Source organism: Klebsiella sp. CN_Kp091 (genome assembly GCF_040065095.1).
GTDB lineage: Bacteria > Pseudomonadota > Gammaproteobacteria > Enterobacterales > Enterobacteriaceae > Klebsiella > Klebsiella aerogenes.
In genome coordinates this window covers 1-15519 of record NZ_JBEAIO010000043.1, presented here as the reverse complement: position 1 = coordinate 15519, position 15519 = coordinate 1, and the positions used below count along the sequence as shown (strand labels likewise).

Annotated in this window: 11 protein-coding genes; 3 read left to right on the top strand and 8 right to left on the bottom strand. The window is 56.0% G+C overall.

The genetic code is table 11. The annotated features are described in order from the left end of the window. Nucleotides 1–101 precede the first annotated feature (101 nt). Complete coding sequence (locus ABLV17_RS17705; RefSeq protein ID WP_045379134.1) at nt 102–374, top strand: DUF3811 domain-containing protein; 273 nt, start codon at nt 102–104, stop codon at nt 372–374. On the opposite strand, the gene rluF is transcribed toward ABLV17_RS17705, so the two are convergent. Next, a complete protein-coding gene (gene rluF, locus ABLV17_RS17700) occupies nt 371–1246 on the bottom strand; it encodes a 23S rRNA pseudouridine(2604) synthase RluF (protein WP_213317898.1) in 876 nt (291 codons plus the stop codon). The genes ABLV17_RS17705 and rluF overlap by 4 nt on opposite strands. A 61-nt stretch (nt 1247–1307) precedes the next feature. Continuing rightward, nucleotides 1308–1553, bottom strand: a complete 246-nt coding sequence (locus tag ABLV17_RS17695; RefSeq protein WP_020079884.1) for a YmjA family protein — start codon at nt 1551–1553, stop codon at nt 1308–1310. Between the two features lie 145 nt (nt 1554–1698). On the opposite strand from ABLV17_RS17695, the gene pepE reads away from it, so the two are divergent. After that, nucleotides 1699–2388: a dipeptidase PepE gene (gene pepE / locus ABLV17_RS17690; protein WP_308958242.1), complete on the top strand. Its 690-nt coding sequence runs from the start codon at nt 1699–1701 to the stop codon at nt 2386–2388. 69 nt (nt 2389–2457) lie between these two features. Here pepE and ABLV17_RS17685 read toward each other — a convergent pair whose 3' ends face one another. Together ABLV17_RS17685 and metH are read right to left on the bottom strand one after the other, a co-directional pair. After that, nucleotides 2458–4089, bottom strand: coding sequence for a Na/Pi cotransporter family protein (locus ABLV17_RS17685; protein WP_308958241.1), 1632 nt, complete (start codon nt 4087–4089; stop codon nt 2458–2460). Between the two features lie 294 nt (nt 4090–4383). Beyond that, a complete protein-coding gene (gene metH / locus ABLV17_RS17680) occupies nt 4384–8067 on the bottom strand; it encodes a methionine synthase (protein WP_348854522.1) in 3684 nt (1227 codons plus the stop codon). 195 nt (nt 8068–8262) lie between these two features. Between metH and iclR the strand changes: the two genes are divergently transcribed. Then, nucleotides 8263–9093, top strand: coding sequence for a glyoxylate bypass operon transcriptional repressor IclR (iclR, locus tag ABLV17_RS17675; RefSeq protein ID WP_020079887.1), 831 nt, complete (start codon nt 8263–8265; stop codon nt 9091–9093). 51 nt (nt 9094–9144) lie between these two features. Here the strand turns inward: iclR and aceK are convergent, their stop codons facing one another. The 4 genes from aceK to metA form a co-directional block, all read right to left on the bottom strand. Next, nucleotides 9145–10929, bottom strand: coding sequence for a bifunctional isocitrate dehydrogenase kinase/phosphatase (aceK, locus tag ABLV17_RS17670; RefSeq protein ID WP_308958239.1), 1785 nt, complete (start codon nt 10927–10929; stop codon nt 9145–9147). Between the two features lie 100 nt (nt 10930–11029). Further along, nucleotides 11030–12334 carry an isocitrate lyase gene (aceA, locus tag ABLV17_RS17665; protein WP_015368800.1) on the bottom strand — a complete coding sequence of 435 codons (1305 nt, stop codon included), beginning with the start codon at nt 12332–12334 and terminating at the stop codon, nt 11030–11032. 31 nt (nt 12335–12365) lie between these two features. Then, complete coding sequence (aceB, locus tag ABLV17_RS17660; protein ID WP_087859663.1) at nt 12366–13967, bottom strand: malate synthase A; 1602 nt, start codon at nt 13965–13967, stop codon at nt 12366–12368. Between the two features lie 260 nt (nt 13968–14227). Next, nucleotides 14228–15157 (bottom strand): homoserine O-succinyltransferase, encoded by a 930-nt coding sequence (gene metA / locus ABLV17_RS17655; RefSeq protein ID WP_015368802.1) that lies wholly within the window; start codon nt 15155–15157, stop codon nt 14228–14230. Nucleotides 15158–15519: the final 362 nt, after the last annotated feature.

Sequence of the window (15519 nt, the reverse complement as noted above, 5' to 3'; positions counted from 1 at the left end):
CGGACGTGTCTTCCCTTCCTTTGCATTCTCGCAAGGGTAAGCTATCGGTAATTCACCTATTGCCGTACACTGGGTTCTCTGGTCTGATTGAGGGCACCACCATGGCACTCCCCCGCATTACACAAAAAGAGATGACCGAGCGCGAACAGCGCGAATTGAAAACGCTGCTGGACCGCGCGCGTATCGCGCACGGCCGCCCGCTGAGCAATGCGGAAACGAACAGCGTAAAAAAGGAATATATCGATAAGCTGATGGCGCAGCGCGAAGCGGAAGCGAAGAAAGCCCGCCAGGCGAAAAAACAGCAGGCTTACAAAGTAGACAAAGAAGCGACATTTTCGTGGTCGGCGAATACGCCGACCCGCGGCAGGCGTTAGCGGCCTTTCTTTTTACGTCCCGGCTGAGCGAAACGTTTACCGTTCGAGGCCGGGCGGCCTTTATCGTTGGTTTTTTCCATCTTCACCACCGGGCGCTTGATCCCGGCGGTCGCCGCTTTGGCCTTCGGTTTAGCTTTTGGCTTCGCTTCGGAAGAGGAGTTTTCAATCAGCTTGAACAGGTCGATCAGCTCATCATCGGTTAAATCGCGCCACTCACCCAGCGGAATACCCGTCAGGCTAACGTTCATAATACGCGTCCGCTCCAACTTCGTGACTTCATAGCCGAAATGCTCGCACATGCGGCGGATCTGACGGTTTAACCCCTGAACCAGCGTAATGCGGAACACGAACGGCGCTTCTTTCTTGACCTTACATTTCTTGGTCACGGTACCAAGAATCGGCACCCCCGCGCCCATGCCACGAATAAACTCATCGGTAACCGGCTTATCGACGGTGACCAGATACTCTTTTTCGTGGTCGTTGCCGGCGCGCAGGATTTTGTTCACCAGATCGCCGTGGTTGGTCAGGAAAATTAACCCCTGGGAGTCTTTATCGAGACGGCCAATCGGGAACACACGTTTACTGTGGTTCACGAAGTCGACAATATTATCGCGCTCGCCATCTTCGGTAGTGCTGACGATACCCACTGGCTTATTCAGCGCAATCAGCACCAAATCATCGGCTTCTCGCGGCTCAATCAGCTGACCGTTGACTTTCACCACATCGCCCGGCTTCACCTGATCGCCAATGGCGGCGCGCTTACCGTTGATAAAGACGTTGCCTTGTTCAATAAAGCGGTCCGCTTCGCGACGCGAGCAAATCCCGCTTTCGCTGATGTATTTATTTAATCGAGTAGATGAGTCGGTCAGCATAGTTTCTCCTTTGACAGCGAAATATACCTCACCTTACTGGCGATAAAAAACAGGGATGACGTTATTCATTACCCCATTGATTGAGGAAATTGGCGATATCGTCGATACGCTGTTCGGCAATGCCTGCTTCACGGGCCATCTCCTGCTGCGCTTCCTCGCTGATCTCCTCATTATTCATTAAGCGCGTAATCAGCAGTTGGAAGTAATGCGCCAGACAATCGCGCTCGGACTCTTTTACCGCTTCCGCGCACTCCGTCGAGTACTCATCCACGATGTCATAATATTTCAGCGGTATTTCATTGTTCATAGGTCGTCTCCGGGGTGGTTAGCATCTGCGCTTTCGGCCCCGATAATAACATTCAGCTTGCCTGCACCGTGAGCCATATCAGCGCCTCAAGGCCGGGCCAATGATAGAATCTGCGTCAAATGACATGCTTACACAGGATGAAAAGATGGAACTGCTGTTACTGAGTAACTCTACGCTGCCGGGCAAAGCCTGGATGGAACATGCGCTGCCGCTGATTGCCGGCCAGGTCAAAGGCCGCCGTTCGGCGGTATTTATTCCCTTCGCCGGGGTGACGCAAAGCTGGGATGATTACACCGCCAAAGCCGCCGCAGTCATGGCGCCGATGGGCGTCAGCGTGACCGGTATCCACAGCGTCGCCGACCCTATCGCCGCCATTGAAAGTACCGAGATGGTCATCGTCGGCGGCGGAAACACCTTCCAGCTTCTGAAAGAGTGTCGCAGCCGCGGGCTGCTGGCGCCGATTGTCGATGTCGTCAAACGCGGGGCGTTGTATATCGGCTGGAGCGCGGGTTCTAACCTCGCCTGCCCGACCATTCGCACCACCAACGATATGCCAATTGTCGATCCTCAGGGGTTTGACGCGTTAGGGCTGTTCCCGCTGCAGATTAATCCACACTTCACCAACGCTCTGCCGACCGGGCATCAGGGTGAGACCCGTGAGCAACGTATTCGCGAATTGCTGGTCGTGGCGCCGGAATTAACGGTGATTGGCCTGCCGGAGGGGAACTGGATTCAGGTCAGCGACGGACACGCCACGCTCGGCGGCCCGAACCCGACGCTGTTGTTCAAAGCGGGAGAAGAAGCGGTAACCCTGGCTACGGGCCACCGTTTCTAGGCTGGTTGGCGAACATTACCCGGATAGCGGCGCGTTGCGCCTTATCCGGGTTACCCAGCGTACATTCAGCTAATAATCATCCCGCTCGTCGTCTTCATCCGGCTGCTCCATCACGCTATAAGCAACAGCGCAGAACAGCGAGTTCAGACGCTTCATATCGCCCAACAGCGCCAGATGCAACGTACTGGTTTCGATACTCTGCACGTTTTGCTGATGCAGGCGGTCAACGTGCGCGTGCGAGTAACGGCGGTTAAGAATACGAAAACGGTGCTTACTGCGGCGCAACCGACGGGCGCTCGGCACGTCGCCGGAAAAGAAGACCGACATTGCCAGCTGCAGGTTACTGAGCAGTAGCTCGTATAACGCATCCAACTCTTTTAGCCCCTCGACGGAAAATGCGCGCCGCGCCGCCAGAGATTTATCGGCGATTTCGCTGCCCATTCGCTCGACGATGTCAGACGCCTGCTCCAGGTTGAGCGACATCTCGATAATTTCCGCCCAGCGGCGAGATTCCTCTTCCGCCAGCTCGTCCTTCGGCATCCGCGCCAGATAAAGCTTAATCGCCGTATACAGAACGTTGATATCGTCCGCCATCCGTCGCAGCTCTTTCTCTTCGCGCGGCTCGCCGTGCATCACCTTGCGCAGGCTTTCCAGCATCTGCTCCATGGCGTCGCCGATACGCAGGGTCTCACGGGCGGCATTGGCCAACGCCAGCGCCGGCGTATCCAGCGCCGAGGGATCCAGATGCTTCGGCTTGAGATGGTTATCCAGCTCCGGCTCATCGAGGATCAGGCGTTTACACAGGTTCGCCATCGGCCCGGCGAATGGCACCATCGCCACGCAGCGAATCAGGTTGTAGAAGACGTGGAAGTAGATGACCAGCTCCGACTCTTCCAGCGGCAATTTGTGCATGACATCTGCCAGTACGTGCACAAATGGCAAAATTATCAAGCTCCCCACCAGCTTGAACAGCAGGCTGCCAAGCGCCACCCGCCGCGCCGCCGCGTTGGCGCCGCTGTTGTTAAGCATCGCCAGCAGGCCTGAGCCAAGGTTAGCGCCGATGACCAGACATAGCGCCACCGGGAAAGAGATCACACCGGTGCCGGTTAACGTTGCGGTCAGCAGCACGGCCGCCAGGCTGGAGTAACTGATAATGGCGAACACGGCGCCAATCAGCGCATCCAGCATGATATCGCCGGTCAGCGAGGCGAAAATCACCTGAACGCCGTTGGCCTGGGTAATCGGATGCACCGCCTGGACGATGAGCTCCAGCGCCAGTAGGATAAGCCCAAGACCGATACCGACCCGCCCAAGCTGACCCGCGCGGGTTTGTTTACGGCCGAGGAAGAAAATAACGCCGATAAATATCAGCAGCGGCGATAGCCAGGAGAGGTCGAAGGTCAGTACCCTCGCCATCAGCGCCGTCCCCACATCCGCACCCAGCACCATGACCAGCGCTGGCGCCAGCGCGACCAGATCCTGGGCCACAAACGACGTCACCAGCATGGTGGTGGCGTTACTGCTCTGCACCAGCGCGGTGACGCCAATCCCCGCACAAAAGGCGAGCGGTTTTTTCTCCACGCTACTGCTGAGCACGGTACGCAGGCGTGCGCCAAAGACGCGCATCACGCCAGTACGCACAATATGGGTCCCCCACACCAGTAGGGCTACGGCGGAAAGTAGGTGTAGCAGCGTTAACACAGAATCAGCTTCTCCTTATCGTTATAAGTGTTCCTGAGGTTTAAACCTCCCTTCAGTATAAGGGGTTAACTTCAATAAAGAGACAAGGCGCTCAAAGAGCGCCCTGTCTGACTGCTGGCAAAGAAGGAAAAAACGTGGTTTTTCCTTCTTTGTGGTTATCAGCCGAAAATCAATAAATTGATTTTCCATGTTTTTTATCTGGCGCAATCGGTAAGTCCAACGGTTGCATGAGGCTTGTCATCAACCTCAAGGCGCTCAAAGAGCGCCCTGTTTGTTGTAACGAAACATATTTCGTTAGTCGGCATCATAACCGAGGTTAGGGGCGAGCCAACGCTCAACTTCCGCCGCCGTCATCCCTTTACGCAGGGCGTAATCTTCCACCTGGTCGCGCTGGATCTGCGCCACAGCGAAGTACTTACTGTCCGGATGGCTAAAGTACCAGCCGGAAACCGATGCGCCAGGCCACATGGCGAAGGACTCGGTGAGCTTCATGCCGGTACGCGCTTCCACATCCAACAGTTCCCAGATGGTCGCTTTCTCGGTGTGTTCCGGGCAGGCCGGGTAACCGGGCGCCGGGCGGATCCCCTGGTAGTTTTCGCGGATCAGCTCTTCATTGCTGAGGTTCTCATTGGCCGCATAGCCCCAGTAAACCTTACGCACCTTCTCATGCAGATACTCGGCGAAGGCTTCCGCCAGGCGGTCGGCGATGGCTTTGACCATGATCTTGTTATAGTCGTCGTGCTGCGCTTCATAGGCTTCCGCCAGCGCGTCTTCTTCCAGCCCGCCGGTCACCGCGAAAGCCCCGATATAGTCCGCTTTACCGCTCAGCTTCGGTGCGACAAAATCGGCGAGGCAGTAGTTCGCGAAGCCGACTTTTTCGGTTTGCTGGCGCAGGTGATGGCTGACCGTCAGCACGTGGGTGCGGGTTTCATCACGATAGATTTCCACGTCGTCGCCAACGCGGTTGGCCGGGAACAACCCGACCACGCCGCGCGGGTTGAGCGTTTTTTCGGCGCTGAGTTTATCCAGCAAATCGTTGGCGTCTTTAAACAGGCGTTGCGCCTCTTCACCCACCACTTCATCTTCCAGGATACGCGGATATTTACCCGCCAGCGACCAGGTCATAAAGAACGGCGTCCAGTCGATGTAGTTACGCAGCGTTTCGATGCTGGCTTCCACCTCCTGCACGCCCAGACGATGGGCTACCGGCGGAGTGTAGCTCTCCCAGTCAAACGCCAGATCGTTTTCCCGCGCCGCCTGCAGAGTCACAGGCGGCGTGCGCGGCTTTTTACGCCCGTGCTGAATACGCACCGTTTCATACTCTTTACGCGTACGGGCGACAAAATCATCGCGCTGGGTTGCCGACAGCAGGGCTGAGACCACCCCTACGGTACGCGAGGCGTTCTGCACGTAGACCGTCGGGCCACTGTAGTTCTGTTCGATTTTCACCGCGGTATGGGCTTTCGAGGTCGTCGCCCCGCCAATCAGCAGCGGGATGGTGAAGCCCTGACGCTCCATCTCTTTCGCCACGTTGACCATTTCGTCCAGCGACGGCGTGATAAGCCCGGAGAGGCCAATCAGATCGGCGTTTTCTTCGCGCGCGGTACGCAGGATTTTCTCTGCCGGCACCATCACGCCGAGATCGATAATTTCGTAGTTGTTGCACTGCAGCACTACACCGACGATGTTTTTACCAATATCGTGCACATCGCCTTTCACGGTGGCGATCACCATCTTACCGTTGCTGGAGCCCTGTTCTTTGCTGGCTTCGATGTAAGGTTCGAGGTAGGCCACCGCCTGTTTCATCACCCGCGCGGATTTTACCACCTGCGGCAGGAACATTTTGCCTTCACCGAACAGGTCGCCGACCACGTTCATGCCATCCATCAGCGGCCCTTCAATCACCTCAATCGGCCGTTCGGCCTGCTGGCGCGCCTCTTCAGTATCCTGCTCGATAAATTCGGTAATGCCTTTGACCAGCGAGTATTCAAGACGCTTTTTCACGTCCCAGCTGCGCCATTCCGCCTGCTGAGCGTTCGCGCTATCGTCCGCTTTGCTGCCGCGATATTTTTCCGCCAGCTCAAGCAATCTTTCGGTGCTGTCATCGCGGCGGTTAAGAATCACATCTTCAACCGCGTCGCGCAGCTCGCCAGGCAGATCGTCGTATATCGCCAGTTGGCCAGCATTGACGATGCCCATATCCATACCGTTGCGGATAGCGTAGTAGAGGAATACGGCGTGGATCGCTTCACGTACCGGATCGTTACCGCGGAACGAGAACGACACGTTGGAGACGCCGCCGGAAATCAGCGCATGCGGCAGCTCGCGTTTAATGTCTTCGCAGGCGCCGATAAAGTCCTGAGCGTAGTTGTTGTGCTCTTCAATACCGGTGGCGACGGCAAAAATGTTGGGGTCGAAGATAATATCTTCCGGCGGGAAGCCGACCTCTTCGGTGAGGATTTTGTAGGCGCGACGGCAAATTTCGATTTTGCGCTCGCGGGTATCGGCCTGGCCTACTTCATCAAAGGCCATGACCACCATTGCCGCGCCGTAGCGGCGAACCAGCTTAGCGTGATGAATAAAGAGTTCGACGCCCTCTTTCATCGAGATCGAGTTAACGATGCCCTTGCCCTGAATGCACTTGAGCCCTTTTTCGATGACTTCCCACTTGGAGGAGTCGATCATAATCGGCACACGGGCAATATCCGGTTCACCCGCTATCAGGTTGAGGAAACGCACCATCGCCGCTTCGGCATCGAGCATCCCCTCATCCATATTGATATCGATAATCTGCGCGCCGCTTTCCACCTGCTGACGCGCCACGTCCAGCGCTTCGCTGTATTTCTCTTCTTTGATTAAGCGCTTAAATTTAGCGGAGCCGGTGACGTTGGTCCGCTCACCCACGTTGACGAACAGGCTATCGTCGCCGATGTTCAGCGGCTCCAGGCCAGACAGACGGCAGGCAACCGGGAGTTCAGGCAGCTGGCGCGGCGGCAAGCCCTCTACCGCCCGGCTCATGGCGGCGATATGTTCCGGGGTGGTGCCGCAGCAGCCGCCGACAATATTAAGGAAACCTGCCTGCGCCCATTCGCGAATTTGCGCCGCCATGGTGTCGGCATCCAAATCATATTCGCCGAAGGCGTTCGGCAGGCCGGCGTTCGGGTGCGCGGTAACGTAGCATTCGGCGATCCGCGAAAGCTCCTGCACGTACTGGCGCAGCTCATCTGGCCCCAGCGCGCAGTTCAGGCCGAAGGTCAGGGCATCGGCGTGGCGCAGCGAATTATAGAACGCTTCGGTCGTCTGCCCGGACAGTGTACGTCCGGAGGCATCGGTGATAGTGCCGGAAATCATAATCGGCAGCTCGACGCCAAGCGCCTCAAATTCTTCTTTGACCGCGAAAATCGCCGCTTTGGCGTTCAGGGTGTCAAAGACCGTTTCAATCAGAATGAGATCCGAGCCGCCTTCCACCAGCGCTTTGGTGGATTCACGATAGGCGGCCACCAGCTGATCGAACGTAATATTCCGAAATGCCGGATCGTTGACGTCCGGAGAAATAGAAGCGGTGCGGTTGGTCGGCCCGAGCACCCCCGCCACATAGCGCGGTTTTTCCGGCGTACGCGCGGTCCATGCATCGGCGCTGGCGCGAGCCAACTTCGCGGCGGCAAAGTTGATTTCTGCCGACAGGGATTCCATCTGGTAATCCGCCATCGCGATGGTTGTCGAGTTGAAGGTGTTGGTCTCGATAATGTCCGCGCCGGCGGCGAAATAGGCGTCGTGGATCTCGCGGATGACCTCAGGCTTGCTGAGCACCAGCAGGTCGTTATTGCCTTTCAGGTCGCACGGCCAATCGGCAAAGCGTTCGCCGCGGAAATCCTGCTCACTCAGACGATAGCCCTGGATCATGGTGCCCATGCCCCCGTCCAGAACCAGAATGCGTTCTCTTAACTGCTGATGTAATTGTTCTACTTTGTTACTCACACAGACTCCCGACAGCGCTCAACTCAGACCAAAAAGCCAACAAACCATACTGGCATAAACCAACCTGCCGGAAAAGGAAACCTGCAGCAACATGAGACAAGTTCAACTTCACTCCTCCGATCAGTCTGGTTGTGATTGCATTATCGCCAAATAAAACGAAAATCATTTCCACGATACAGAAAAAAGGAGTTCATCATGGCTACCCCGGTTCCCGCCAAACGCGGCAGAAAACCCGCCGCTGCCGCCCCTGCAGCTCAGGCTGGCGGGCAAGTGCAGTCGCTTACCCGCGGTCTGAAACTGCTTGAATGGATTTCTGAATCGCATAGCAGCGTCGCGCTCACCGAACTGGCGCAGCAGGCGGGGCTACCTAACTCCACCACCCATCGTCTGCTTACCACCATGCAGCAGCTCGGTTTTGTGCGCCAGGTCGGCGAGCTGGGGCACTGGGCGATTGGCGCGCATGCGTTTGTCGTCGGCAGCAGCTTCCTGCAAAGCCGCAATCTGCTGGCCATCGTCCATCCTATTCTGCGCCAGCTGATGGAAGATTCCGGCGAAACGGTCAACCTGGCGGTACTGGATAAAAGCGATCATCAGGCGATTATCATCGACCAGGTGCAATGTACGCAGCTGATGCGCATGTCGGCGCCGATTGGCGGCAAATTGCCGATGCACGCGTCAGGCGCCGGAAAAGCGTTTCTGTCGCAGTTGAGCGAAGAAGAGGTCACCACGCTGCTACATCGGAAAGGGCTGCATGCTTACACCCACGCCACCCTGGTTTCTCCGGTACATTTGAAAGAGGATTTGGCCCAGACGCGTAAACGCGGCTATTCATTTGACGATGAAGAACATGCGCTGGGGCTGCGCTGTATCGCTTCCTGCATTTACGACGAACACCGCGAGCCGTTCGCCGCAATCTCCATCTCCGGGCCGATTTCACGCATGACCGATGATCGGGTGACCGAGCTTGGCGCGCTTGTCATTAAGGCCGCCAAGGAAGTCACGTTGGCATACGGCGGGGTTAAATAATAAAAATGCCCCAAAGGGGCATTTTTATTAGGCCTGATAAGCGTAGCGCCATCAGGCAGATCGGCGCACCTTGCCGGATGGCGGCGTAAACGCCTTATCCGGCCTACTGTCGGCGCCATAGCGCACGCTAAAACGCTGCTTACGCCGATAAGCGTAAACATCTTCCACGTGCCCGTTTTTAATTCGCGTCTGTAATTCGCGCCAGTAATCGGCACGCAGCAAATCCGCGTGCATTTCCTCCAGTAATGGTCCGATCCGTGGATCGGCGCACAGCCAGTGGCGAAACTCTTCCGGGAAGACATCGCCTGGGGACACGCTATACCAGGGTTCACTGGCCAGCTCATCTTCCGGATAGCGCGGCGGCGGAATATCGCGGAAATTCACCTCGGTCATATAGCAAATTTCATCGTAATCGTAGAATACCACCCGTCCGTGGCGCGTGACGCCGAAGTTTTTGAACAGCATGTCGCCGGGGAAGATATTGGCGGCCGCCAGTTGGCGAATGGCATTACCGTACTCTTCTACCGCGTCGCGCAGCGCCTGGCCTTCCACCTGCTCCAGCCAGATATTGAGCGGCACCATCCGTCGTTCAATATAAAGATGACTGATGGCAATGCGATCGCCGAGGTCGGTCAACTTATTCCCCGCTTCCGCCTGCAACAGCGCCATCAGTTCGGGCGCAATTTGTCGCTTATCGAGCACAAAGTTTTCAAATTCCTGAGTATCCGCCATTCGCCCGACGCGGTCGTGTTCTTTGACCAGCTGATAGCAGGCACGAACGTGGGCGGCGGTCATCTCTTTTTGCGGCGCAAAGCGGTCTTTAATCACCTTAAATACCCGGTCGAATCCCGGCAGGGTAAAGACCAACATCACCATCCCACGGATGCCAGGCGCTTCGATAAATTGCTCATCACTGCGGGTAACATAGTGCAGGTACTCGCGATAACTTTCCGTTTTAGCATGCTTCTGACAGCCAATCGCCATATACAGCTCGGCGGTAGTTTTTCCCGGCAGAATCTCGCGCAGCCATTCAACCAGCGCCGCGGGCAGCGGCGCGTAGACCATGAAATAGGAGCGGGCGAAACCAAAGACGATACTCGCCTCGGCGTGAGTCGTCAGACAGGCATCAACAAACAGCTGCCCGTCATCGCTACGATGTATCGGCAGCAGGAACGGCAGCGTCGCCATCGGCGTCATCAGTTTACCCACCAGCCAGGCGGCTTTATTACGATAAAAAAGCTCATTCGCCACCTGCAGATGCGACTGCGACAGCAACTCGCCACCGAGAGCTTCGCGTAAATGACTGACGATATAACCGATATCACGCCCTTTGTTTTGCCACGGCAGGCGCAGCGGCAAATCGGCAAGCAGGTTATGCATCAGGTATTCCCAGCCGCGTTCGGGATAAAAGTCCTTCGCCAGCGGTCGCGAAATCGTGCGAAAACGACGTTCCGGCTGGGAGCTAAAAATAAAGAGCCGCTCGGGGGTCAGCGAGCGGTGGTCAAACAGTCGGCAGTAGACCGAGTTGAAAAAGCTCTCCGCAATTTCAAAGCGAGGGTAATCCGGCAACAGTTGGGTGTACTGCTGTTTCACCCGCAGAAGAAAATCGACGTCGGTACTTTTCCCTTCGGTAATGCAGCGCAGCTGTTCTACCACCAGACCCACGTGGTGATCGTAGAGGTGGATACGCTGCTTCATCGCCTGCTGCACGGCGTGCCAGTCCGCTTGTTCGAAGCGCTGCTGTGCGCCGGAAGTGACTTCCAGAAAACGCCCGTACTGGGCGTCGAATCCCTGTAAAATGGTTTGGGCAATCAGTAGTTCCAGGCCACGCGTCATCGCTTTCCCCCATCCGGCACAACATCATGCCGGATGGCGCGTTAGCTTATCCGGCCTACACCTTTGTAGGCCCGGTAAGCGCAGCGCCACCGGGCATTGCTTAAAACTGTGATTCTTCGGTCGAGCCGGTCAGCGCCGTTACCGACGAGGTCCCCCCCTGGATAATGGTGGTCACTTTGTCGAAGTACCCGGTGCCCACTTCCTGCTGATGCGAGACGAAGGTGTAGCCTTCCGGCCCGGCGGCAAACTCCGGCTGCTGAACCTTTTCGACATAGTGACGCATGCCTTCGCCCTGCGCGTAGGCGTGAGCCAGGTCGAACATGTTGAACCACATGCTGTGAATACCCGCCAGGGTAATGAACTGGAATTTATAGCCCATATCCGACAGCTGCTGCTGGAAGCTGGCGATGGTTTTATCGTCGAGATTTTTCTTCCAGTTAAACGATGGCGAGCAGTTATAGGCCAGCAGCTTGCCCGGGAAGCGGGCGTGGATCGCCTCGGCGAAACGGCGTGCCTGTTCAATGTCCGGTTTGGAGGTTTCACACCATACCAGGTCAGCGTAAGGCGCGTAGGCCAGGCCGCGGCTGATTGCCTGTTCGATTCCGGCATGGGTGCGATAAAAACCTTCGCTGGTGCGATCGCCGGAGATAAACTCGCGATCGTAAGGATCGCAATCCGAGGTAATCAGGTCAGCGGCATCGGCGTCGGTACGGGCGATAAGCAGCGTCGGCACGCCCATCACATCCGCCGCCAGGCGTGCGGCGACCAGCTTCTGAATCGCTTCTTGCGTCGGCACCAGCACCTTGCCGCCCATATGTCCGCACTTCTTCACCGACGCCAGCTGATCTTCGAAATGCACGGCCGCTGCACCGGCCGCAATCATCGATTTCATCAGCTCAAAGGCGTTCAGCACGCCGCCAAAACCGGCCTCCGCATCGGCGACGATCGGCAGGAAATAGTCGATAAAACGCGGATCGTTCGGCTCAATCCCCGCCGCCCACTGGATCTGATCGGCACGACGGAAGGTGTTGTTGATCCGATCAACTACCGACGGCACCGAGTTAGCCGGGTACAACGATTGATCCGGGTACATACTGGAGGCCAGGTTGGCGTCGGCGGCGACCTGCCAGCCAGACAAGTAGATGGCTTCAATGCCCGCCTTCGCCTGCTGCAGCGCCTGGCCGCCGGTTAACGCGCCAAGGCTATTGATATAACCCTTTTTCGCTTCACCATGCAGCAGACGCCACATTTTCGCCGCGCCAAGCTGCGCCAGCGTGCACTCCGGGTTCACCGAGCCGCGTAACTTCACCACCTCTTCCGCGCTATATGGGCGGGTAATGCCTTCCCAGCGCGGGTTCGTCCACTCTTTGTTTAATTCTTCGATTTGTTGGGTACGGGTTTTCATGTGCAGATGCTCCATATTGTGATGGGGTGAATTACGCCAACAGGCGGTAACCTGGCAGAGTCAGGAAGTCGATCAGTTCGTCGGAAGTGGTGATTTGCTCCATCAGCCGCGCCGCATCGTCAAAGCGACCGTGGCTGAAGCGGTGTTCCCCCAACTCTTCCTGAATCACCATCAGCTCTTCAGCCAGCCACTGGCGGAACAGCGCCTTGGTAACCGGTGTGCCGTCATTCAGGGTTTTCTGGTGATGGATCCACTGCCAGATAGAGGTACGCGAAATCTCAGCCGTCGCCGCATCTTCCATCAGGCCGTAAATCGGTACGCAACCGTTGCCGGAGATCCAGGCCTCAATGTACTGCACCGCTACGCGGATATTGGCGCGCATGCCGGCTTCAGTACGCTCACCCTCGCAGGGAGCCAGCAGCTGCTCGGCGGTAATCGGCGCGTCGTCATTGCGGGTAACAAACAGCTGGTTAGGATGTTCACCCAGTACGCGGTTAAAGACGTTCATCGCCGTATCCGCCAGTCCCGGATGCGCAATCCAGGTGCCATCGTGGCCATTGTTAGCCTCCAGCTCTTTATCGGCGGTGACTTTATTCAGCACCTGACGATTGCGCTCGGCGTCTTTGCTCGGGATAAACGCCGCCATACCGCCCATCGCGAAGGCGCCGCGCTTATGGCAAGTCTTAATCAGCAGGCGTGAATAGGCGCTCAGGAAAGGTTTATCCATCGTCACCACCTGGCGATCCGGCAGGACACGGTCGGGGTGATTTTTCAGCGTCTTGATATAACTGAAGATATAGTCCCAGCGCCCGCAGTTCAGGCCAACAATATGGTCGCGCAGCGCATGCAGGATTTCATCCATCTGGAATACTGCCGGCAGCGTCTCAATCAGCAACGTGGCCTTAATGGTGCCCCGCGGCAGCTCAAAACGATCCTCGGTGAAACTGAAGACTTTGCTCCACCATGCCGCCTCTTGCCAGGACTGGGTTTTCGGCAGATAGAAATAGGGGCCGCTCCCTTTCGCCAGCAGCGCCTGATAGTTGTGGAAGAAATAGAGCGCAAAATCGAACAAACTGCCGGGAATCGCCTCACCACGCCAGGTAACGTGCTTCTCCGGCAGATGCAGGCCGCGAACGCGGCAGACCAGTACCGCGGGATCGGGCTGCAACTGATAAATTTTCCCCGCTTCGTTGGTGTAGCTGATGGTGCCATTGACCGCATCGCGCAGATTGATTTGGCCATCAATCACTTTGTGCCAATCCGGCGCCAGCGAGTCTTCGAAATCAGCCATAAAGACTTTAACGTTAGCATTCAGGGCGTTAATTACCATCTTGCGTTCAACCGGACCGGTGATTTCTACGCGGCGGTCCTGCAAATCGGCCGGAATACCGCGTATCTTCCAGTCACCATTACGAATGGAAGCCGTTTCCGAAATAAAATCAGGAAGATTACCACCATCAATGGCCTGCTGTTGCAGGACGCGTGCCGCCAACAGCTGATTACGCTCAGGCATAAAACGGCTCACCAGTTCCGTCAGGAACTCCACCGCTTCCGCAGTCAGAATTTGCTTCTCCTGCTCGCCATAAGGCTGGCTGAAGGCCAGTTCATCGGTCATTGTCGCCTGGTGCGTCATTGTGCAGCTCCTCTTGGTTGATCCTGGTAGCGCGAGCGAAAGATCGTTGTCTGCTTTTCGCTCAGCACAATTAAGACTACTCAAGAATTTTTCAAAATCAAAAACAATTTCCATTTTTAATTTAAAATCAATTCAACACTTTGATAACAAAGAAATTAAAGTTTGAATAGAAGGGGAAGTGATTTTCGGAAATAAAAAAGGCACCCTAAGGTGCCTGAGGCGAGATGCTGAAACGCTTTAGGATCGTACGCGCTGGTAGATTAATCCAGCGTTGGATTCATATGACGCAGATCGTATGGTGTGATTTGGTAGACGTAATAGTTAAGCCAGTTAGCAAACAGGAGATTGCCATGGCTGCGCCAGGTCGCCCGCGGTTTATTGTTTGGATCGTTATTCGGGAAGTAGTTGTCCGGAAGCTGTGGCGCTAAACCAGCCTCCAGATCGCGGAAGTATTCACTTGCCAGGGTATGCGGATCGTATTCAGGGTGACCGGTAACAAAAGCGATACGTTTATCTTTGCTGGCGAAAAGATAGGCATCGCCATCTTCGGTTTCAGCAAGAATGTCGAGGTCGGTGTAATCACGAATCAGCCCGGCCGGGAAGTCGGCATAGCGCGAATGAGGCGCAAGGAAGGTGTCATCAAACCCGCGAGTCAGCAGCGCATGCGGGTGCAAAATATGGTGTTCATAAACGCCAGAGATCTTTTCGGTACGAGTTTGCTTGGGGATACCATAAAGAATATTCAGCGCCGCCTGTACCGCCCAACAGACAAATAGTGTTGACGTGACGTGATCCTTAGCCCACTCCAGTACCTGTTTGATCTGTGGCCAGTAGGCGACATCGTTAAATTCAACCAGCCCCAACGGCGCGCCGGTAACAATAAGACCATCGAAGTTCTGCTCGCGAATATCTTCGAAATTACAGTAAAAGTTATTCAGATGCTCCGTCGGCGTATTACGCGACTCACGCGCATCGATGCGTAGCAGTTGGATATCGACCTGTAGCGGCGAGTTCGACAGCAGCCGCAGGAACTGATTCTCCGTCTCGATCTTCTTTGGCATTAGATTGAGAATTAACACCTTCAGCGGGCGGATTTCCTGAGTGGTGGCACGCGATGTCGTCATCACGAAGACGTTTTCATCGCGCAAGAAATTGACGGCCGGTAGCTCGTCCTGCACCCGAATTGGCATAGCTGTATCACCCCATTACATACGTATAAACGTTTAGACATCCAGATAGCTGACAATAACCAGGAATAAGCAAAATGTCGAGTCTGCAAGTGGAAGGTGAGAAAGTTTCAAGGAGGATTTAAAAGGTTGGATCTCACGCAGGCAGTGCAGGCCGGGGAAGTATTGATATGGTCGCTTTCCCCGGGGGCAGTGCTGCGCACCTTTTCCGGGCTACGCGGTCTGTAGCCCCGGTAAGCGCAGCGCCACCGGGGAGATAGACGCACACACAGCAAAGAACCCCGCACCTTTCGGTACGGGGTTCTTCTTGTTTGATGCCTGGCAGTTCCCTACTCTCACATGGGGAGACCCCACACTACCATCGG